Source organism: Rhizobium sp. RAF36 (assembly GCF_052114105.1).
Classification (GTDB): Bacteria; Pseudomonadota; Alphaproteobacteria; order Rhizobiales; family Rhizobiaceae; genus Rhizobium.
Genome location: NZ_JBFREC010000002.1, coordinates 241953 through 261756, shown reverse-complemented (window position 1 = coordinate 261756; position 19804 = coordinate 241953). Strand labels below are relative to the sequence as shown.

At 61.3% G+C, this 19804-nt stretch carries 23 protein-coding genes; 10 read left to right on the top strand and 13 right to left on the bottom strand.

The features are described 5' to 3' along the window. Window positions 1–43: 43 nt before the first annotated feature. Window positions 44–1624: a peptide chain release factor 3 gene (locus AB4Z25_RS07215; RefSeq protein ID WP_112538629.1), complete on the bottom strand. Its 1581-nt coding sequence runs from the start codon at window positions 1622–1624 to the stop codon at window positions 44–46. Between the two features lie 91 nt (window positions 1625–1715). Between AB4Z25_RS07215 and dut the strand changes: the two genes are divergently transcribed. Further along, window positions 1716–2186 (top strand): dUTP diphosphatase, encoded by a 471-nt coding sequence (gene dut / locus AB4Z25_RS07210; RefSeq protein WP_112538385.1) that lies wholly within the window; start codon window positions 1716–1718, stop codon window positions 2184–2186. Continuing rightward, complete coding sequence (locus AB4Z25_RS07205) at window positions 2183–3076, top strand: GNAT family N-acetyltransferase (protein WP_112538384.1); 894 nt, start codon at window positions 2183–2185, stop codon at window positions 3074–3076. The genes dut and AB4Z25_RS07205 overlap by 4 nt, the downstream gene beginning before the upstream one ends. On the opposite strand, the gene AB4Z25_RS07200 is transcribed toward AB4Z25_RS07205, so the two are convergent. Continuing rightward, a complete protein-coding gene (locus AB4Z25_RS07200; protein ID WP_442207918.1) occupies window positions 3077–3568 on the bottom strand; it encodes an Lrp/AsnC family transcriptional regulator in 492 nt (163 codons plus the stop codon). Between the two features lie 70 nt (window positions 3569–3638). Here AB4Z25_RS07200 and AB4Z25_RS07195 point away from each other — a divergent pair, with 70 nt between their 5' ends. Then, window positions 3639–4535: a DMT family transporter gene (locus AB4Z25_RS07195; RefSeq protein WP_112538382.1), complete on the top strand. Its 897-nt coding sequence runs from the start codon at window positions 3639–3641 to the stop codon at window positions 4533–4535. On the opposite strand, the gene AB4Z25_RS07190 is transcribed toward AB4Z25_RS07195, so the two are convergent. After that, window positions 4525–5082 (bottom strand): cysteine hydrolase family protein, encoded by a 558-nt coding sequence (locus AB4Z25_RS07190; RefSeq protein ID WP_112538628.1) that lies wholly within the window; start codon window positions 5080–5082, stop codon window positions 4525–4527. The genes AB4Z25_RS07195 and AB4Z25_RS07190 overlap by 11 nt on opposite strands. A gap of 83 nt (window positions 5083–5165) precedes the next feature. Here AB4Z25_RS07190 and AB4Z25_RS07185 point away from each other — a divergent pair, with 83 nt between their 5' ends. Continuing rightward, window positions 5166–5783: a LysE family translocator gene (locus AB4Z25_RS07185; protein WP_112538381.1), complete on the top strand. Its 618-nt coding sequence runs from the start codon at window positions 5166–5168 to the stop codon at window positions 5781–5783. A gap of 133 nt (window positions 5784–5916) precedes the next feature. Beyond that, entirely contained in the window at window positions 5917–6879 is a 963-nt protein-coding gene (cysK, locus tag AB4Z25_RS07180) for a cysteine synthase A (RefSeq protein ID WP_112385193.1), read from the top strand. A gap of 173 nt (window positions 6880–7052) precedes the next feature. On the opposite strand, the gene AB4Z25_RS07175 is transcribed toward cysK, so the two are convergent. The 10 genes from AB4Z25_RS07175 to AB4Z25_RS07130 form a co-directional block, all read right to left on the bottom strand. Further along, the gene (locus tag AB4Z25_RS07175) at window positions 7053–8585 is read right to left on the bottom strand and encodes a YifB family Mg chelatase-like AAA ATPase (RefSeq protein WP_112514154.1); all 1533 of its coding nucleotides are present in this window, start codon (window positions 8583–8585) and stop codon (window positions 7053–7055) included. A 177-nt stretch (window positions 8586–8762) separates the two neighbouring features. Beyond that, complete coding sequence (gene gshB / locus AB4Z25_RS07170; protein WP_112538380.1) at window positions 8763–9710, bottom strand: glutathione synthase; 948 nt, start codon at window positions 9708–9710, stop codon at window positions 8763–8765. Between the two features lie 97 nt (window positions 9711–9807). Beyond that, the gene (locus AB4Z25_RS07165) at window positions 9808–10311 is read right to left on the bottom strand and encodes a cupin domain-containing protein (protein WP_112538379.1); all 504 of its coding nucleotides are present in this window, start codon (window positions 10309–10311) and stop codon (window positions 9808–9810) included. 100 nt (window positions 10312–10411) lie between these two features. Continuing rightward, complete coding sequence (locus AB4Z25_RS07160; protein WP_112538378.1) at window positions 10412–11515, bottom strand: sn-glycerol-3-phosphate ABC transporter ATP-binding protein UgpC; 1104 nt, start codon at window positions 11513–11515, stop codon at window positions 10412–10414. A gap of 2 nt (window positions 11516–11517) precedes the next feature. After that, complete coding sequence (gene ugpE / locus AB4Z25_RS07155) at window positions 11518–12366, bottom strand: sn-glycerol-3-phosphate ABC transporter permease UgpE (protein ID WP_112385188.1); 849 nt, start codon at window positions 12364–12366, stop codon at window positions 11518–11520. A gap of 10 nt (window positions 12367–12376) precedes the next feature. Beyond that, window positions 12377–13261: a sn-glycerol-3-phosphate ABC transporter permease UgpA gene (gene ugpA, locus AB4Z25_RS07150; protein WP_112538377.1), complete on the bottom strand. Its 885-nt coding sequence runs from the start codon at window positions 13259–13261 to the stop codon at window positions 12377–12379. Between the two features lie 62 nt (window positions 13262–13323). Further along, window positions 13324–14649: a sn-glycerol-3-phosphate ABC transporter substrate-binding protein UgpB gene (gene ugpB / locus AB4Z25_RS07145; protein WP_112385186.1), complete on the bottom strand. Its 1326-nt coding sequence runs from the start codon at window positions 14647–14649 to the stop codon at window positions 13324–13326. A gap of 125 nt (window positions 14650–14774) precedes the next feature. Then, window positions 14775–15143, bottom strand: coding sequence for a YraN family protein (locus AB4Z25_RS07140; protein ID WP_442207917.1), 369 nt, complete (start codon window positions 15141–15143; stop codon window positions 14775–14777). Further along, window positions 15133–16050 carry a 16S rRNA (cytidine(1402)-2'-O)-methyltransferase gene (gene rsmI / locus AB4Z25_RS07135; RefSeq protein ID WP_112538375.1) on the bottom strand — a complete coding sequence of 306 codons (918 nt, stop codon included), beginning with the start codon at window positions 16048–16050 and terminating at the stop codon, window positions 15133–15135. The genes AB4Z25_RS07140 and rsmI overlap by 11 nt, the downstream gene beginning before the upstream one ends. Beyond that, window positions 16043–16201, bottom strand: a complete 159-nt coding sequence (locus tag AB4Z25_RS07130) for a hypothetical protein (RefSeq protein WP_162698717.1) — start codon at window positions 16199–16201, stop codon at window positions 16043–16045. Before AB4Z25_RS07130 ends, rsmI begins: the two co-directional genes overlap by 8 nt. Window positions 16202–16296: 95 nt before the next feature. Between AB4Z25_RS07130 and dnaN the strand changes: the two genes are divergently transcribed. From dnaN to AB4Z25_RS07105, 5 genes are all read left to right on the top strand, one after another. Continuing rightward, complete coding sequence (gene dnaN / locus AB4Z25_RS07125) at window positions 16297–17415, top strand: DNA polymerase III subunit beta (protein WP_112385183.1); 1119 nt, start codon at window positions 16297–16299, stop codon at window positions 17413–17415. Between the two features lie 114 nt (window positions 17416–17529). After that, a complete protein-coding gene (pmtA, locus tag AB4Z25_RS07120; protein ID WP_112538374.1) occupies window positions 17530–18123 on the top strand; it encodes a phospholipid N-methyltransferase PmtA in 594 nt (197 codons plus the stop codon). Then, window positions 18123–18713: a histidine phosphatase family protein gene (locus tag AB4Z25_RS07115; protein WP_112538373.1), complete on the top strand. Its 591-nt coding sequence runs from the start codon at window positions 18123–18125 to the stop codon at window positions 18711–18713. Before pmtA ends, AB4Z25_RS07115 begins: the two co-directional genes overlap by 1 nt. Next, window positions 18710–19405: an orotidine-5'-phosphate decarboxylase gene (gene pyrF / locus AB4Z25_RS07110; RefSeq protein ID WP_112538372.1), complete on the top strand. Its 696-nt coding sequence runs from the start codon at window positions 18710–18712 to the stop codon at window positions 19403–19405. Before AB4Z25_RS07115 ends, pyrF begins: the two co-directional genes overlap by 4 nt. A 23-nt stretch (window positions 19406–19428) precedes the next feature. After that, window positions 19429–19716: a DUF1330 domain-containing protein gene (locus AB4Z25_RS07105; protein WP_112514160.1), complete on the top strand. Its 288-nt coding sequence runs from the start codon at window positions 19429–19431 to the stop codon at window positions 19714–19716. Window positions 19717–19804 lie beyond the last annotated feature (88 nt).

The following is a 19804-nucleotide window of genomic DNA, read 5'->3' as shown; positions in this document are numbered from 1 at the left end:
TACATTAGTATGATTGCGCAGTCATCCCAGCATTTCGGCGAGATCACGCCGCCTTGGCGACGTGATATTCCTTGATGGCATCCATCTTGATTGCCGGGAAACGCTCGGCTTCGTAACGCAGCGAGAAGCTGTCCTGCGCCAGAAAAACGGGATCACCGTCAAGATCGCGGGCGATATCGCCGCGCTTGACGGTCAGGAACTTGTCGAGATCAGCGGCATTCTCCGACGAAACCCAGCGGCAGACCGAGAAGCGTGACATTTCGAAGGAAACAGGCAGGCCATATTCCTGCTGCAGGCGTTCCTTCAACACGTCGAGCTGTAGAGCACCAACGACGCCGACGATCGCCGGTGAGCCATCCTCCGGTGAAAACAGCTGCACGACGCCTTCTTCGGCCATCTGCTGCAGCGCTTCCTTCAATTTTTTCGCCTTCATCGCATCCTCGAGACGAACGCGGCGGAGGATTTCCGGCGAGAAGTTCGGGACGCCCTGGAAGACCAGCGGTTCGCCTTCGGTCAGCGTATCGCCGATGCGCAGCGTGCCGTGGTTCGGGATACCAACGACATCGCCGGCATAGGCGGTATCGGCCAGCTGACGCTGCGAGGCGAAGAAGAATTGCGGCGCGGTAAGGCCGAGCTGTTTGCCGGTGCGGGCGAGACGCGCCTTCATGCCACGCTCCAGCTTGCCGGAGCAGATGCGGGCGAAGGCGATGCGGTCGCGGTGGTTCGGGTCCATGTTCGCCTGGATCTTGAAGACGAAGGCGGTCATCTTGTCTTCGTTGGCATGAACGGTACGGATATCGGCCACCTGGTCACGCGGCGGCGGCGCAAAATCGGCAAGCGCGTTGATCAGATCGCGCACACCCAGATTGCGCAGCGCCGAACCGAAAAAGACCGGCGTCATGTGGCCTTCCAGAAATGCTTGGCGATCAAAGGGGCGGCACGCCTCCTTGGCGAGGTCGACCTCGTCGATGAAAGCCGCGCGTTCGTTTTCCGGAAGGCGATCGGCCACGGCCTGCAGGCCATTGACCACGATCGCATCTTCCTTGTCCGATCCGCGCGCCCGGTTTGCGGCGAGGTGGTAAGTGCCGCAGAAGCTCTTTGAGCGGCCGATCGGCCAAGTGACCGGGGCGGTATCCAGTGCCAGCTTTTCCTCGACCTCATCGAGAATTTCGAAGACATCGCGGCTTTCACGGTCCATCTTGTTGATGAAGGTGATGATCGGGATGTCGCGCATGCGGCAAACTTCGAAGAGCTTCAGCGTCCGTGGCTCAATGCCCTTGGCGGCATCGATGACCATGATGGCGGCATCCACCGCCGTTAGCGTGCGGTAGGTATCGTCGGCGAAGTCTTCGTGACCGGGCGTATCGAGAATGTTGAAGACCTTGTCGGCATATTCGAAGGTCATCACCGAGGTGACGACGGAAATACCGCGCTCGCGCTCGATCTTCATCCAGTCGGAACGCGTCTGGATGCGGTCCTTCTTCGCCTTGACTTCGCCGGCAAGCTGAATGGCGCCGCCGAACAGCAGCAGTTTTTCGGTCAGCGTCGTCTTGCCCGCGTCCGGGTGCGCGATAATAGCGAATGTGCGGCGGCGGGAGACCGCCTCGGCGAGTGTTTCGGCCATCATGTGAATCCTGTGGAATTGCGGGCTATCTAGCGATTTAGGCCGGGCTTTGCAATTGACCTTCGGCGACCGGATGCAAACTAATGCCCGCATGAACATTCAAAACGACCTCCGCCCGAAGCTCAATCTCATCCGCCTCGCCAATGGCGAAGGGCTGGACCTGCCCTCCTACGAAACGTCAGGGGCTGCCGGGATGGACCTGCGCGCCGCTGTCGATGACGGCGCACCGCTGGTGCTGGCGCCGGGCAAGCGCTCTCTCGTACCAACCGGCTTCATCTTCGAGTTGCCCGAAGGTTTTGAGGCGCAGATCCGCCCGCGTTCCGGCCTCGCCTTCAAGAACGGCATCACCTGCCTCAATACGCCTGGGACCATCGACAGCGACTACCGCGGCGAGGTGAAGGTGCTGCTGATCAATCTCGGCGACGAATCTTTCGAGATCAGCCGGGGAATGCGGATTGCCCAGATGATCATTGCGCCGGTGACCCAGGTCCGCGTTGCCGAAATCACCGAGACGAGTGCCACCGCACGCGGCGCCGGTGGCTTCGGCTCCACCGGCGTATGAGCGCCGCGCCTGACACGACGAGTCTGACGTTCCGGCAGGATTACTTTGCCGACCACGCCGCCTGGCGGGCATTGGTCTCGCTTCTAGACGACACCTTCGGCATCGATATCGGCCCCTTGATGAAGCTCGGCGGGCCTGATCCATCCAGCATGCCCTTTGGCTGGTTTGCCGAAGACGGGACGCTGGCCGCCAATCTTTCGGCCTTTGCCATGCCTATCATCGTCAACGGCCGCCGGATCAATGCAGCCGGCCTGCAATCTGGCGCCGTGCGGCCGCCCTGGCGCGGTCTCGGGCTCTATCGCGACGTGACGACGAAGGCGCTCGATTGGTGCCAAGCGCAAGGCTTCGCGGCGATCGTGCTCTATACCGACAAGCCTGCGCTCTATGAGCCTTACGGCTTCCGGACATTGCCGATGCACAGCTTCGAGGGTGATGCGCCGAAACCGGATGGCGCCGCTGACGCAAGGACGCTCGATCCCCGGGTCGCTGCTGACCTCGCCTTGCTCCAGGATCTGCTGGCGCGGCGGGAGGCGGTGTCCGACACATTGGCCGTTATCAGCAGTCCGGCGATGTTTCTGATCAATACACAGTTCGATCCCGATGTGCGGCTGACATTCATCGAGAAGCTCGATGCGGTCATTGCCTGGAAGCTCGATGGCGAGCGCTTTATCCTGCTCGATGTGCTGGCGCCCTCGATCCCTTCCCTCGCCGCCATTTTCGGCGGGCTCGGCATCAAGCCTTCGCGCGCTGAAATCCTGTTCAACCCCGATAAGCTTGGCTGGAACGGCGCGCCGCTGCCTTCTTCGCACGGGACGCATTTCATGATCCGCGGACTGGACGGCCTCGAGCTGCAGGGCCCCGCCATGCTCTCGCCGATGGCGGATTTCTGATCAAACTGGCGGCAGTCGGCGCTTGACCGGCGACGACTTGATCATCGACGTGTTGGTTTCGGCGCGCTCCGCAATCTTGTCGAGGATGCCATCCAGCTCTCCCATTGAGCGCACGACGAGCCGGGCGATGAAGCAATCGTCGCCCGTCACCTTGTCGCATTCGATGAATTCAGGGGTTTCCTGGATCAGCTTCTTGACGATATGCAGCTGACCTGGCAACGGGCGGACGCGGACGATCGCCTGCATGGGATAGCCGAGTGCCGCCGGATCGATATCGATGGTGAAAGCCCTGATGATGCCGCGCTCCTCCAGCCGGCGCAGGCGCTCGGCGGCACTCGGTGAAGACATACCGGCTGCCTGGGCGAGTTCCTTCAGCGAGAGGCGTGCATTGACCGCGAGCGCATCCAGCAGCTTCTGGTCCGTTTCGTCGATTCTTTCGGGATTAGCCACAACAATCCTTTCACCTAAATTTATTAGGCGAGACGCTTTCATTCTGCTTCATACGATATAGAGACAACAGCGATTGCGCAATAATCTGCGCCTCTATCACGGGAGAGTTGCGATGCAGAGCGAGATCAGACGAGGAAGCGCGGAAATGACGGCGGCAATGCTGATTTCGGGCAGCATAGGCTGGTTCGTTATCATGTCAGGGCAACCGGTTGGCAATGTCGTTTTCTGGCGCTGCCTGTTCGGGGCCATCAGCCTGCTTGTCATCTGCGCGGTGCTCGGGCTTCTCAATCCTCGCCTGCTGTCGCTGAAGAGCTTCGGCATCGCCGTTTTCGGCGGCATCGCCATCGTGCTGAACTGGCTGATGCTGTTTGCGTCCTATTCACATGCGTCGATTTCGATCGCCACCACTGTTTACAATACCCAGCCCTTCATGCTGCTGGCGCTGGGTGCGGCCTTTCTCGGCGAGAAGATCACCGGCACGAAGCTGTTCTGGCTCGGGCTCGCCTTCGCGGGCATGGCGACGATCGTCGAGGCGAAACCGGATAGCGGCGCGATCAGCGGCAGCTACGGCATGGGGATCGCGCTGGCGCTCGGCGCCGCCTTCTTCTACGCGCTAGCGGCGCTGGCGGCCAAATGGCTGAAGGGCACGCCACCGCATCTGATCGCCCTCATCCAGGTTTCGACCGGCATTCTGATGCTGGCGCCCTTTGCCGATTTTTCCGCCATGCCTACGGCGGCGGGGACTTGGTCGCTGCTGGTGACCATGGGTGTCGTCCATACCGGACTGATGTATGTGCTGCTCTATGGCGCGATCCAGAAGCTGCCGACCCATCTCACCGGTGCGCTGTCCTTCATCTATCCGATTGCCGCAATCGCGGTTGATCGCATCGCCTTCGGCCACGCACTGCAGCCCCTGCAGGTGGTGGGAGCGGCGATCATTCTGCTTGCCGCTGCGGGCATGAACCTCGGCTGGACGCCGGGGCGGTTTCTGCGCGTGGTCAGAAGCTGACCTCGGCGGCCTTTGACAATCTGACGCCGTGAGAGCCGGCACCGAATCCCCAGAGAACGGTGTTGTGATGCGCGATGATCTGCTCGAAGCCAAGTGCTCCGATATCGCCGCTCATGTGACCGTCGGTGATTAACGTCACATCGAAGCCGAGGGAGACGGCGCGGCGAACCGACGTGTCGATGCAGAAGGGCGTGACGCAGCCGCCGATGACGAGATGGGTAATGCCGCGCCTGCGCAGCTCAGCTTCCAGCAGCGTCTCGAAGAAGGCATCGCAAGCCCGCTTGTTGATCAGCAGCTCGCCGGGCGCAGGCACCACTTCCGCCCTGATTTCCCAGCCCTTGGTACCCTTGGCGATCGGATCGCCTTCGGCTTCGTCATGCTGGACGATGATAACCGGGACGGCTTCCGATCGCGCTTTTGCGAGCACGGCTGCGAGCCGCCTGGTCATTGCATCGTAGGCGTCCTGGATCGCCGGTACACGCTCTTTCGCGCCCATGCCTTCCAGCACGGCATTCTGGACATCGATCAGCAGCAAGGCCTTGGACATTTCATCCCCCATGACGTCATTCTCGAAGTCGCTTGAAAGCCATTTCGCACGGACGTAAATAGGCGGCAATCAGGGAGAGACAAATGACGATTGCAGCGCTCATTGCCTATAGCGGCGCACTGTTCATTGCAGCAGCCATTCCGGGGCCGGGTATCACGGCGATCGTGGCGCGGGCGCTGGGCTCGAACTTCCGCGAGACCTTCTTCATGGGGCTCGGCCTGGTGCTTGGCGACATGACCTACCTGACCGCCGTCATCCTCGGCCTTGCCTTCGTGGCGCAGACCTTCACCGAGATCTTCCTGGTCATCAAGTTCGCAGGCGTGATCTATCTCTGCTACATCGCCTACAAGCTCTGGACTTCCGGACTTCTGCCGCAGGATATCTCAGCGCGCAAATCGAGCAGCATGGGCATGTCTTTTCTTTCGGGCCTGCTCGTAACCCTCGGCAATCCGAAAACGATGCTCTTCTATGTGGCATTGGTGCCGACGCTGATCGACATCCATACCATCGACCTGCGCGAATATGGCCTGCTGCTGGCCGCGACCTTCATCGTCCTGCTGACGGTGCTGATCCCCTATATGCTGCTGGCAACCCGTGCCCGCAGCATGCTGAAGCAGCCGCGCGCATTGCAGGCCCTGAACCGGACGGCGGCCGGCATTCTGGCGGGCACCGCAGCCTTTATCGCCACCCGCGCGGCCTGAAAAATTCATCCGTCAAACGGCGGTTTTCAAAGGATTTTTTCTCTGGCTTGCCACTCCCGCGCGTGAGGCCGGTCTGGTCTGGCGCGCGCTTTGACCCTATTGTCTGCGCAACACACTTCAAGGGAGAGCACTCATGTCGAAAAAACCGGGCCGCGGCCGCATCTACTCGTCGATCACCGAAACCATCGGCGATACGCCGATCGTGCGCCTCGACAAGCTTGCCAAGGAAAAGGGCGTGAAGGCCAACCTGCTGGCAAAGCTCGAGTTCTTCAATCCGATCGCCTCGGTCAAAGACCGTATCGGCGTGGCGATGATCGAGAGCCTGGAAGCACAGGGCAAGATCTCGCCCGGCAAGACGACGCTGATCGAGCCGACCTCCGGCAACACGGGCATTGCACTCGCCTTCGCCGCCGCTGCCAAGGGTTACAAGCTGATCCTGACGATGCCGGAAACCATGTCCGTCGAGCGCCGCAAGATGCTGGCGCTGCTTGGCGCCGAACTGGTGCTCACCGAGGGGCCGAAGGGGATGAAGGGCGCCATCGCCAAGGCCGAGGAGCTGGCCTCGACCCTGCCTGACGCGATCATTCCGCAGCAGTTCGAAAACCCGGCCAACCCTGAAATCCATCGCAAGACGACGGCCGAGGAAATCTGGAACGATACCGACGGCGCAGTCGATATCTTCGTTTCCGGCATCGGCACCGGCGGCACGATTACCGGCGCTGGACAGGTGCTGAAGTCGAAGAAGCCCGGCATCAAGGTCATCGCTGTCGAGCCGGAAGAATCGCCCGTGCTTTCGGGCGGCCAGCCCGGACCGCACAAGATCCAGGGCATCGGCGCCGGCTTTGCGCCCGCCATTCTCGACACCAAGATCTACGACGAGGTCGTCACCATCAATAGCGCATTGGCCATGGAAACCGCCCGTCTGGTCGCCAGGCTCGAAGGCGTGCCGGTCGGCATCTCGTCCGGTGCGGCGCTTGCCGCCGCCATCAAGGTCGGCAGCCGCGAGGAAAATGCCGGCAAGACCATCGTGGTGATCATCCCGTCCTTTGCCGAGCGCTATCTTTCGACGGCGCTATTTGATGGGCTCGGGAGCTGATCAGCGAATAGCGAATAGCGAATAGCGAATAGCGAATAGCGAATAGCGAATAGCGAATAGCGAATAGCGAATAGCGAATAGCGAATAGCGAATAGCGAATAGCGAATAGCGAAGCTTGCTCGGCCCTGAGTGCTAAGCAAGCTTTTCTTTTTCTATTCGCTATTCGCTTCCCTTCATGCTGCAGCCGTCAGCCGCTCGCCCGCGATCCGATAGGAGATCGCTTCAGCCAGATGGATACGACCAACCGTTGTCTTTCCATCGAGATCGGCGAGCGTACGCGCGACTTTCAGAACGCGATGATAGCCGCGGGCGGAGAAGCGCATCTTCTCCGCCGCATCCCGCAACAGCTGCAAGCCGCCGGCATCCGGTTCGGCGTATTTCTCGATGAGCGCCGTCGAGCAGCGCGCGTTGGTGACGATGCCGCCGAGGCCTGCAGCGATGAACCGGTCGGCCTGCAAGTCTCGCGCGCGCGCGACGCGGGCGGCCACCGTGCTGCTCGCCTCGGCTGGCATCGGCCGGATCAGGTCGGTCGCGGCCACGGCCGGTACGTCGATGCGGATATCGATGCGATCCATCAGCGGGCCGGAGATCCGCCCCTGATAGTCGGACTGGCAGCGAGGGCCACGGGCGCAGCTGTGGCCGGGCTCTCCGGCCATGCCGCAGCGGCAGGGGTTCATGGCGGCGACCAGCTGGATACTGGCCGGATAGGAGACCCGGTGATTGGCGCGGGCGATGATGCATTCGCCGGTTTCCAGCGGCTGACGCAATGCATCGAGCGCCTGCGGCGAGAATTCCGGAAACTCATCGAGAAAGAGGACGCCGTGATGGGCAAGCGACGCCTCACCGGGCCTCGCCCGCAGACCGCCGCCGACCATGGCGGCCATGGTCGCCGAGTGGTGCGGGGTACGGAATGGACGGCGATCGGAAAGCTTGCCGCCGGAGAGCTGCCCGGCGATCGAGTGAATCATCGAGACCTCGAGTAGCTCGGCAGCCGAAAGCGGCGGCAGGATCGATGGCAGCCGCGCTGCGAGCATTGATTTGCCCGAGCCGGGAGGCCCAACCATCAGCAAATTATGATTTCCGGCAGCGGCGACCTCGAGCGCGCGCTTGGCGCTTTCCTGACCCTTGATATCGGCGAGATCGGGCAGGTTGGCAGCGTTGGCGCGGATCGACGGCTCGGGGCGCGACAGAACCTGCGTGCCGCGGAAATGATTGGCGAGAGCGATCAGGCTTCTCGGTGCCAGTATATCAAGGCCGGTCCCGGCCCAGGCCGCTTCCGGGCCGCTGTCGGCCGGGCAGATCAGGCCCTTACCAAGACCGTTGGCACCGATCGCCGCCGGAAGCGCGCCGGCAACCGGGGCTATCGTGCCATCCAGATTGAGCTCGCCGAGCACGACATAATCCGCAAGCGCATCGCCGGGAATGGCGCCGAGCGCCGCCATTAGGCCGAGCGCGATCGGCAGATCGAAATGCGAGCCTTCCTTCGGAAGATCGGCAGGTGCCAGATTGACGGTGACCCGCTTGGCCGGAAGCGCCAGCCCCGACGCATGAAGGGCGGCCTGAACCCGCTCGCGGCTTTCCGCTACGGCCTTGTCGGGAAGACCGACGATCTGCATGCCGACCTTGCCCGGAGCGACCATCACCTGGACTTCGACCGGCACACCTTCAATGCCCTGAAATGCAACCGTACTGACGCGCGCGACCATGCCCCTGCCCCCGCAACCAACTACATCGCGTTTTACGACCCATCATGGCCGCCAATTGCAATCTGGCATGGAAAACAGAATAAAACAAGAACAATAAACGAACAGATTCCCGCACCCGCTGCGTTCAGGTTGCAGCGGGTTGTATTGGCTCATCAAAATGAGAACAAAACACCCGTTTTAGGTACGCTTGCGCTCGATGGCATCCCAGAGAAGGCTGGCAATATCGGCGCCGCCGAACTTCGCGACTTCGCGTAAGCCGGTCGGAGAGGTGACGTTGATCTCCGTCATGTATTCGCCGATGACGTCGATGCCGACCAGCAAGAAGCCGCGCTCCTTCAGAGCCGGGCCGATGCGCTTGCAGATTTCCTTCTCGCGCGCGGTCAGCTCGGTCGCCTCGGCGCGGCCGCCGACATGCATGTTGGAGCGGCTGTCATGCTCGGCCGGAACGCGGTTGATGGCACCGACAGGCTCGCCGTCGACGAGGATGATCCGCTTGTCGCCCTTGCGCACGTCAGGCAGATATTGCTGGGCGATGAAGGGTTCACGGAACAGCTGGCCAAACATTTCGAGCAGCGAGGAAAGGTTGCGGTCGTCCTTGGTCGAATGGAAGACACCGGCGCCGCCATTGCCATAGAGCGGCTTGAGGATGATGTCGCCCATCTCATCGCGGAAGCGGCGGATTTCGGCGGCATCCTTGGTGATCAGCGTCTTCGGCATCAGATCAGCGAACTCGGTGACGAAGATCTTTTCCGGCGAATTGCGCACCCAGACCGGATCGTTGACGACGAGCGTCTTCGGGTGGATGCGCTCGAGCAGATGCGTCGAGGTGATGTAGGCCATGTCAAAGGGCGGATCCTGACGCAGCAGGACGACATCCATGGTCGCGAGATCGATGCGCTCGGGCGCGCCGAGCTCGAAATGGTCGCCCTTGACGTCGCGCAGCACCATAGGCTCGACCGAGGCGAAGACCTGGCCGTCGCGGAAACTCAGCCGATCCGGCGTGTAGTGAAAGAGCTTGTAGCCCCGGGTCTGCGCCTCAAGGCTCATGGCGAAGGTGGAATCGCCTGCGATGTTGATACCCGAAACATGGTCCATCTGGACCGCTACGTTCTTGATCTTGGCCATTTCCGTCCCTCACTGAATGCCGGACAGATGTAGGTCGCAAGACGGCTGAACGCAACGGCCAATCAAGGGCTTCCCGGCACCTCTATCAATGATTTTTTCAGGCGGCGAGTCCTTGCTGGCCGCCGTTGCGCAGCATGTTGCGGAGACGGTAGGCAATCGCGACAGGCGCCGGAAACGGCTTGCGCAGGAAGGCAACCTTGCGAACGTAGTTGTCGACCCGCCAGCTGGCCCAGGTGCCGCCGGCAAAGAAGGCGACGTCGCCGGCGCGGAGTGTGCGCTCGGTGCCATCTTCGGCGGTGATATGGACCTCTCCTTCGATGATCATCACGGTCTCGTCCCAGCCGAAGAACCAGCGGAACTCGCCTGCCGTACAATCCCATATCGCCGTCAGCGAGGCTTCGTCATGGCCGCGTGAATGCTCGGCGGTGCGGGCCTGCGGGTCACCACTGACCACCCAGTCCGGGTTGATCGGCGTCGATTTCATCGGCAGATGATCGCTCGAATGCGCGATGAAGGATTTGCCGCGCGACATCGCCACGGCATATGGCACCGTGCGCGCAGCCATTGCAACCGCACTTGCAAGCATCAGCTTCCAGGCCATGAAACACCCCGTTTGCTACCCCAATGTTCGCGGAATAACAGACAAGTCGTAAGAGAGGCGTTCAAGCAGCCGCTAAAATTTTAACGGATCCTGACGAAGCCTACTGGACTGGCTCGGCGGCGACAGGCGCGCTTGTGCTGGCCGCGACGCCGGCACCGATCCGCTTGCCGCTATCGGCTGCGAAGAAGTGCAGCTTTTCGGGAGCGATGACGAAGCGCATTTCACTGGCGATCGGCGTTTCCGGCGAGACGACAGCAGTCAGCTGCTGATCGCCGAGCATTCCGTGGACGAGGCGCTGCGAGCCCAATTCCTCGACATATTCAACGGCGAGCGGCATCGCATATTCATCTGCCCGCGCGAGACGCAGGTCCTCGGCGCGCATGCCGATGGTAACGGGACCGGAGGCCGGAGCGTTGCCTGCGAGGTCGATCAGGCTAGGGCCGATCGCCAGCTTGTCGCCATGCAGTTCGGCCTTCAGGAGGTTCATGGCCGGTGAGCCGATGAAGCTGGCGACGAAGGTGGAGGCCGGGGTGTGGTAGACGTCGAGCGGCGCGCCGATCTGTTCGATCTCGCCGCCATTCAGGACGACGAGGCGGTCCGCCAGCGTCATCGCTTCCAGCTGGTCGTGGGTGACATAGATCGAGGTGGTGCCGAGGCGGCGCTGCAGACGCTTGATCTCGCCGCGCATCGAGACGCGCAGCTTGGCATCGAGGTTTGACAGCGGCTCGTCGAAGAGGAAGACGGCAGGCTTGCGAACGATGGCGCGGCCCATGGCGACGCGCTGGCGCTGACCGCCCGAGAGAGCCTTCGGCTTGCGCTCCAGATATTGCTCGATCTGCAGCATGCGGGCGGCTTCGGCCACGCGGGCGTCGATCTCCGCCCGAGGCGTCTTGCGGTTCTTCAGACCGTATTCGAGGTTCTGGCGGACGGACATATGCGGGTAAAGCGCATAGTTCTGAAATACCATAGCGATGTCGCGATCGGCCGGCTCGACATTATTGACGACGCGGTTGCCGATCTTCACCTGTCCCTCGGAGATGCTCTCGAGACCCGCGATCATGCGCAGCAGGGTGGACTTGCCGCAACCGGACGGGCCGACGAGGACGATGAACTCGCCGTCCTTGATGTTGATGCCGACGCCCGAAACGGCCTTGACGCCGCCCTGATAGATTTTGCCGACACCTTCTACATCGATAGAGGCCATTGTCATTTCTCCGTTTCGACCAGGCCTTTGACGAAAAGGCGCTGCATGACGATGATGATGAGAACCGGCGGCAGGGCGGCGAGGATGACGCCTGCCATCACGAGGTTCCATTGGGTGTCGCCGTCCAGTACCGAAGCCAGGCGCTTGATGCCCATGACCGCGGTGTAATAGCCGGGATCGGTGGTGATCAACATCGGCCAGAGATACTGGTTCCAGCCATAGATGAAGAGGATGATGAACAGCGCTGCGATATTGGTGCGCGACAGCGGCAGCAGGATATCCCGGAAGAATTTCATGGCGCCGGCGCCATCAACGCGGGCCGCTTCCATCAGCTCTTCCGGGATGGTCAGGAAGAACTGACGGAACAGGAAGGTCGCGGTCGCCGAGGCGATTAGCGGGATGACGAGGCCCGGATAGGAATTCAGCATGCCGAGATCGGCGACCACCTTGTAGGTCGGCAGGATGCGGACCTCGACCGGCAGCATCAGCGTCAGGAAGATGATCCAGAAGGCGACCATGCGCAGCGGAAAGCGGAAATAGACGATCGCGAATGCGGAGATGATCGAGATGGCGATCTTGCCGACGGCGATCATGACAGCCATCAGCAGGCTGTTTGCCAGCATCAGCGCGAAAGGCGGCGCACCGGCCACAGAATTGCCGGCGCTGAGCAGCTGGTCGAAATTGGTGATCAGCTGATCGCCAGGAAGCAGTGGCATGAGGCCGCTCATGAAATCGGTCGGACCATGAGTGGCGGCGATGAAGGCGAGGTAGACGGGGAAGACCACCGTGACGACGCCGACGATCAGGATCAAGTGCGTGAGGAAGTTCAGAAAGGGACGGTTCTCGATCATCGCACGGGCCTCAATACTGGACTTTTTTCTCGATCCAGCGGAACTGGATGACGGTCAGGGCGACAACGATGAGCATCAGCACCACCGACTGCGCCGCCGAAGGGCCGAGGTTCAGGCCGACGAAACCATCGGCATAGACCTTGTAGACGAGCGTATTCGTCGACTGCGACGGGCCGCCTGACGTCGTGGAATCGACGATCGGGAAGGTGTCGAACAGCGCGTAGGTGACGTTGATGACTGCCAGGAAGAAGGTGGTCGGCGAAATCAGCGGGAAGACCACCGTCCAGAACCGTTTGAACGGTCCGGCGCCATCGATCGATGCGGCCTCGATGACCGACTGCGGGACGGATTGCAGGCCGGCGACGAAGAACAGGAAATTGTAGGAAATCTGCTTCCAGGCTGAGGCGATGACGATGAGGATCATCGCGTCATTGCCGTCGAGGCGGTGGTTCCAGTCATAGCCGAACTGGCGAAGGATATAGGGCAGGATGCCAATGCTGGGGTTGAACATGAACCACCAGAGCAGGCCGGCCGCCGCTGGCGCCACGGCATAGGGCCAGATGAGCAGCGTCGTATAGATGCGGCCGCTCTTCAGCACGCGGTTGACGCAGACGGCAAAGAGCAGTGACAGCCCCATCGACAACACGGTGACGGAGACCGAGAAGATCAGCGTCACCCACAGCGCGTTCATATAATCGGTACTGCCGAAGAGCTTGGTATAATTGGCGAACCAGACAAAGGTGGTCTTCATGCCGAAAGGGTCTTCGCGCAGGAAAGACTGCCGGAAGGCCTGAAAGGCCGGCCAGATGAAGAAGACCAGAGTGACTGCGAGCTGCGGCGCCAGAAGAAAATATGGCAGGACGCGGTTCGAGAAGATTGTGCGCTTTGTCTGCATGGCTCGCCCGATATGGAAAGGCCCTCCCCGGACTGGGGAGGGCTCAGCTTTGCTTCGAAAGCTTAGTTCGAGTTGGCGGCTTCGAATTCGCGCAGGATGGCGTTGCCTTCCTTGACGGCTTCGTCGAGCGCCTGCTGGGCGGTCTGCTTGCCCGACAGCACGGTTTCGAACTGCTGGTCGATAACGTCGCGGATCTGGGTCAGGTTGCCGAAACGAACGCCCTTGGAGTTTTCAGACGGCGTGCCGCGCAGGATCTGCTTCAGGCCGACGTCGGAGCCGGGGTTCTTGTCGTAGTAACCCTGCGACTTGCCGAGATCGTAGGCAGCGTTGGTGATCGGCAGGTAGCCCGAGAACTGGTGCCAATCAGCCTGAACTTCCGGCTGGCTGAGGTAGGTGTAGAACTTGGCAACACCCTTGTAGACTTCAGGCTTCTGGCCGTTCAGCGTCCAGAGCGTTGCGCCACCGATGATCGAGTTCTTCGGATCCTTGGTGACGTCGTCGTAGTAAGGCAGCGTCGAGAAGCCGACCTGGAACGCCTTGGCGTTGTTGATGACGCCGGCGCGCGAACCCGAGGAGCCCATGTAGATGGCGCATTCCTGCGAGTAGAACTTCGGAGCTGCATCGGGGCCGCCGCCCGGACCGCCGTACTGGAAGTAACCGGCATCCTGCCACTTCTTCAGGTCGCTCCAGAGACGAGCCTGGTTCGGGCCGTTGAAGCTCAGCTCAGCCTTGGTGCCGCCGAAGCCGTTCTGCAGCGTGCCGTAGGGCAGATCGTGGATGGCCGAGAAGTTTTCGAGGCCGAGCCAGGTCGCAGCGTAGGTGATGGTGAAGCCGCACTTGGCAGCGCCGGAGTCAACGATCTTCTTGGAGAACTCAGCCAGTTCGGCATAGGTCTTCGGGGCAACTTCCGGATCGAGGCCGGCCTTCTTGAAGACGTCCTTGTTGTAATAGAGGATCGGCGTCGAAGAGTTGAACGGGAAGGAAAGGATGTTGCCTTCCGGGTCCGAATAGTAACCGACAACAGGCGCGATGAACTTCGACGGATCCCAGGGCTCGCCCTCGTCCGCCATCAGCTTGTAAACCGGATAGACGGCGCCCTTGGCGGCCATCATCGTGCCGGTGCCGACTTCGAAGACCTGAACGATAGCCGGCTGCTGACCTGCGCGGAAAGCGGCGATAGCGGCAGTCAGGGTCTCAGGATAGGTGCCTTTGAAAACCGGGGTCACGTGATATTCGGTCTGGCTGTCGTTGAACTTCTGAACGATCTGCTCGAGCTTCTGACCGAGTTCGCCACCCATGGCGTGCCACCAGGTGATCTCGGTTGCGGCGAACGATGCCGACGAAGACAATACGACCGCGGCAGCGGCCAGAGAAAACGTCTTGAACATGGATAAATCCTCTCCACCAATTGTTGGGGTGAGGAAGCCAATAGAGGCCTTACGTGACGCCTCCTTTACATTTGCATGACAGAAAAATTACAAAGCCTGACTGTCTGCACGCCTATGCAATGCCGCTAGAAGGCATTTGGGAAATGCCGGGGCAAGCGGCCGGGCAACACGGCCACGATGTCGTAACGCTGCGATAGAAGGTGATTGGCCGGCTGGCGGGCAAGCCAGAGGTCGCTGGCATCACGGATGCGTTTCTGAGCCGCATAAGAAACGGCGTCCACCGCGCCACGCTCGTCACGCCGGGCTTTGACCTCGACGAAAATGGCCAGATCGCCCTTGCGGGCGATGATATCGATCTCGCCGAGCTTGGTGCGATAGCGGAAGGCGGCGATGCGGTAGCCCTTCAAGATAAGAAAGAGTGCGGCTGCGTATTCCGAGAACCTGCCCCGGCGCAGCGCCGTCTGCCTGTCCGCGCGAGGGCCGCTACCGCTCATCCGCCTTCATCTCCAGCAAGCGCTGATAAAGCTCCTTGCGGGGCAGGCCCGTCAGCTTTGCGGCCTCGGCTGCCGCCTTGGCTGTCGGCATCGTGCCCGAGAGATCGGCAAGGATCGCATCGACATCGGCCGCATCGGCCGGCTTCTCGGCGGCCGGTGCGACGACGAGGACGATTTCGCCCTTCACATTGTCGTTCTCGGCATAGTGGGCAGCAAGTTCCGCGAGCGTGCCGCGGCGGAATTCCTCATAGGTCTTGGTCAGCTCGCGGCAAACCGAGGCAAGGCGTTCACCGCCCAGCACATCGGCCGCAGCCGCCAGCGTCGCGCCGATACGATGCGGGGATTCGAAGAACAGCAGCGTCGCTGGCGTGGTTGCGAATTCGCCCAGCCGGTCGCGGCGCGCCTTGTCCTTGACCGGCAGAAACCCGGCGAAAAGAAAGGCTTCGTTTGGCAGACCGGAGCCGACGAGGGCCGCTAGCGGGGCAGAAGCGCCCGGGATCGGAACGACCTTGTAACCGGTCTCGATGGCTGTCTGCGCCAGACGGTAGCCCGGATCGGAAACCAGCGGCGTTCCGGCATCCGAGACCAGCGCGACCGATTTTCCGGCCTCGATCGCCTGCATCAGACGCGGACCGGCCTCGTCTGCATTGTATTCGTGATAGGAAAAGGGCCGGTTCTGGATGCCGTAGCGGTCGAGAAGCACGCGCGTCACACGCGTATCCTCGCAGGCGAGCACATCGGCTCCCGCCAGCGTTTCCAGCGCGCGAAGCGTGATGTCACCGAGATTACCGATCGGCGTTGCGACCAGATACAGCGCCGCTTCGAGCGGGCGGGCGGGGATGCTGACATTATGCAGGCGGTAGGTGCGATGCTTGCCGCCCTCGCCCGCCGTCTCTTCATTACTCAATTTCAAAGGCCCTCTCTGGCGTCGGCTCTTTATGCGCGCAGGCTTCGTTCGCGGCAAGGGTTCGGATTTCTGTGAGGATCATCGGGTAAATGCGCCTTTGCAGGCCTGCAAAGCCTTGCACCCCTTGCAATGCCCGGCAAAGTTCTGCCATTTTGCCCGTCCACTCCTCCGGCCATGGAGCCGGAAAGGCATTTTTCTGGCGCGCTCGCGCGCCCGGACAGTCACGGTCGAAAGCGGTAGCATCCCATGCGTATTACGATTGAGCGTTCCAACCTCCTGAAGTCGCTGAACCACGTTCACCGCGTCGTCGAACGACGGAACACGATCCCGATCCTGTCCAATATCCTGCTGCGCGCCGATGGTCAGAATCTCGACATGAAGGCGACCGACCTCGATCTCGAAGTCACCGAAGCGACGCCTGCCAATGTCGAACAGGCCGGTGCGACCACCGTTCCTGCCCATCTTCTTTACGACATCGTCCGCAAGCTGCCCGACGGTTCGGAAGTTCTGCTTGCGACATCGACCGATGGCGGCTCGATGACCGTCCAGTCCGGCCGCTCGAAGTTCTCGCTGCAGTGCCTGCCGCAATCCGACTTCCCGGATCTGACCGCCGGCACCTTCACCCATTCCTTCAAGCTGAAGGCAACGGATCTCAAGATGCTGATCGATCGCACCCAGTTTGCGATCTCCACCGAAGAGACCCGCTATTACCTGAACGGTATCTTCTTCCACACGATCGAAAGCGAAGGCGACCTGAAGCTGCGCGCCGTTGCGACTGACGGCCACCGTCTCGCCCGCGCCGACGTGAAGGCGCCTTCGGGCTCCGAGGGCATGCCCGGCATCATCATCCCGCGCAAGACCGTTGGCGAGTTGCAGAAGCTGGTCGATAGCCCGGATGCGCTTGTTACCGTTGAAGTTTCCGATGCCAAGATCCGCCTCAGCATCGGCTCGATCGTCATGACATCGAAGCTGATCGATGGCACATTCCCGGATTACCAGCGCGTCATTCCGACCGGCAACGACAAGGAAATGCGCGTCGATTGCACCACTTTCGCCCAGGCCGTCGATCGCGTATCGACGATTTCGTCCGAGCGCGGCCGTGCCGTGAAGCTGGCGCTTTCCGATGGGCAGCTGCTACTGACGGTCAACAATCCGGATTCCGGCAGCGCGACGGAAGAAGTGGCCGTCGGTTACGACACGGATTCGATGGAAATCGGCTTCAACGCCAAATACCTGCTGGATATCACGGCGCAGCTTTCCGGCGATCAGGCGATCTTCCTGCTTGCCGATGCCGGTTCGCCGACGCTCATTCGCGACACGGCTGGCGATGATGCGCTCTACGTTCTGATGCCGATGCGCGTGTAAACGCGCGTCGCATTTGGCGGGCAAAGTTTTCAGATTGCGACGTTTGGTCTTGTTTTACTGCCGGATGATTGCAATTAGATAGCCAGCAGTTTGTTGCTTGACGAGGAGGACGGCATGGCGTTGCGGCTGAAAGAACGGCTCGGCAAAAAGTTCGATGAAGAAATCCGTTTCTTCAAGGGAATGATGCAGGGGCCGAAGACTGTCGGCTCCATCGTCCCCACCTCCTCGATTACCGCCAAGAAGATGGCAAGCGTCATCAACATCAATTCCGGCCTGCCGGTGCTTGAGCTTGGACCGGGAACGGGCGCGATCACAAAGGCGATCCTCGGCCGCGGCGTTAAGCCAGAAAAGCTTGTCGCAATCGAATATTCGACGGATTTCTACGAGCACCTCGTTCGCCTCTATCCGGGCGTCCATTTCATCAACGGTGACGCTTTCGATCTCGACAAGACGCTCGGCGCACTGAAGGGACAGATGTTCGATTCCGTGGTGTCCGCCGTGCCATTGCTGAACTTTCCGATGCAGGCCCGCAGCGCATTGCTGGAAAGTCTTCTCGACCGCGTTCCGGCTGGCCGGCCCGTCGTCCAGATTTCCTATGGGGCCGTCTCGCCGATCATCGCGCGGCCGGATCGTTACCACATCCAGCATTTCGACTTCATCGTTCGCAACATCCCCCCGGCTCAGCTCTGGATCTACCGCCGCGGCTGATGTTCGCGCTCTATATCACTCACCCACAGGTCAGGATCGATCCCGATGTCCCCGTTCCGCAATGGGGCCTGTCGGAAACAGGTGCTGCCCGCGCCGGACTAGCCGCCGAACGCCCGTGGGCCACGCAGCTGCGGCGGATCGTCTCCAGCGACGAGACCAAGGCGATAGAGACAGCAGACATTCTGGCGGAAGCCGCCGGGATCGGTGTTGAGATCGTCCATGGCATGCATGAGAACGACCGGTCGGCGACCGGATTTCTGCCGCCAGCGGAATTCGAAAAGGCCGCCGACTGGTTCTTTGCCAATCCAGACCTCAGCTTCAAGGGCTGGGAGCGCGCTATCGATGCGCAGGCCCGCGTCGTTTCCGCCGTCGATCGCATCCTGTCGTCTCACAATTCGGACGAGCCGATCGCCTTTATCGGGCATGGCGGCGTCGGAACACTGCTGAAATGCCACCTGGAAGCAAAGCCGATTGGGCGCGACCGCGACCAGCCCGGCGGAGGCGGCAATCTCTACGCTTTCTCCCTTGCAGACCGGCGCTTATCATGCGACTGGACGCCCATTGAAAGCTGGCAGGGGTGGATGCGATGAACGCACGCGAACGGTTGATCGTCGGGCTCGATGTTCCGACACTGGGCGAAGCGGAAAAGATCGTTTCGACGCTCGGCGACGACATTCTCTACTACAAGATCGGCTATCAGCTGGTCTTTGCTGGCGGGCTGGAATTTGCCCGCGAACTTGCCCAGAGCGGCAAGAAGATCTTCCTCGACATGAAGCTTCTCGACATCGACAACACGATCGCATCGGGTGTCGAGAACATCGTCAAGATGGGCATGTCGATGCTGACGCTGCACGCCTATCCGAAGGCGATGAAGGCGGCCGTCGAGGCCGCAAAAGGCTCCGATCTCTGCCTGCTCGGCGTCACGGTGCTGACCTCGATGGACGAGCAGGACCTTGTTGCCGCAGGCTACGAATATGACCCGCATACCCTGGTGCTGCGGCGCGCCGAACAGGCGCTCGCCGCCGGCATGGGCGGCATCGTCTGCTCGGCCGAGGAATCGTCGGCCGTCCGCAAGATCGTCGGCCCCAACATGGCGATTGTTACCCCGGGCATCCGCCCGGCCGGCAGTGACAAGGGCGACCAGAAGCGCGTGATGACGCCCGCCGACGCTCTGAAGGCCGGCTCCAGCCACCTCGTCGTCGCCCGCCCGATCGTCAAGGCGCCGGATCCGAAGGATGCCGCCCGCGCGATCCTGGCCGAGATGGACGCCGCGCTCGGTTAAACAAAGAGAGGGAGAGGAAAATCATGGCAAAGGGTTACTGGATTGCGCGCGTCGATGTTCGCGACGCAGAGCGCTACAAGGATTATGTCGCGGCCGCAAAGCCCGCCTTCGAGAAATACGGCGCCAATTTCCTCGCCCGCGGCGGTGCGATCACCGAACTCGAGGGCAAGGCGCGGGCGCGCAACGTGGTTATCGAGTTCCCGTCGATGCAGGCAGCCGTTGATTGCTACAACTCGCCGGAATACCAGATCGCCGCCAAAATCCGCCAGGAAGTCGCGGATGCCGAAATGGTGGTCGTCGAGGGAATCTGAGGCGTCTTCGCAGATGCGAAACTGCGGCGCGATGGGCCTTTCCGTCGCGTCTGGATTGGGCTAATACGGGAGCCAACAACCACTCTCT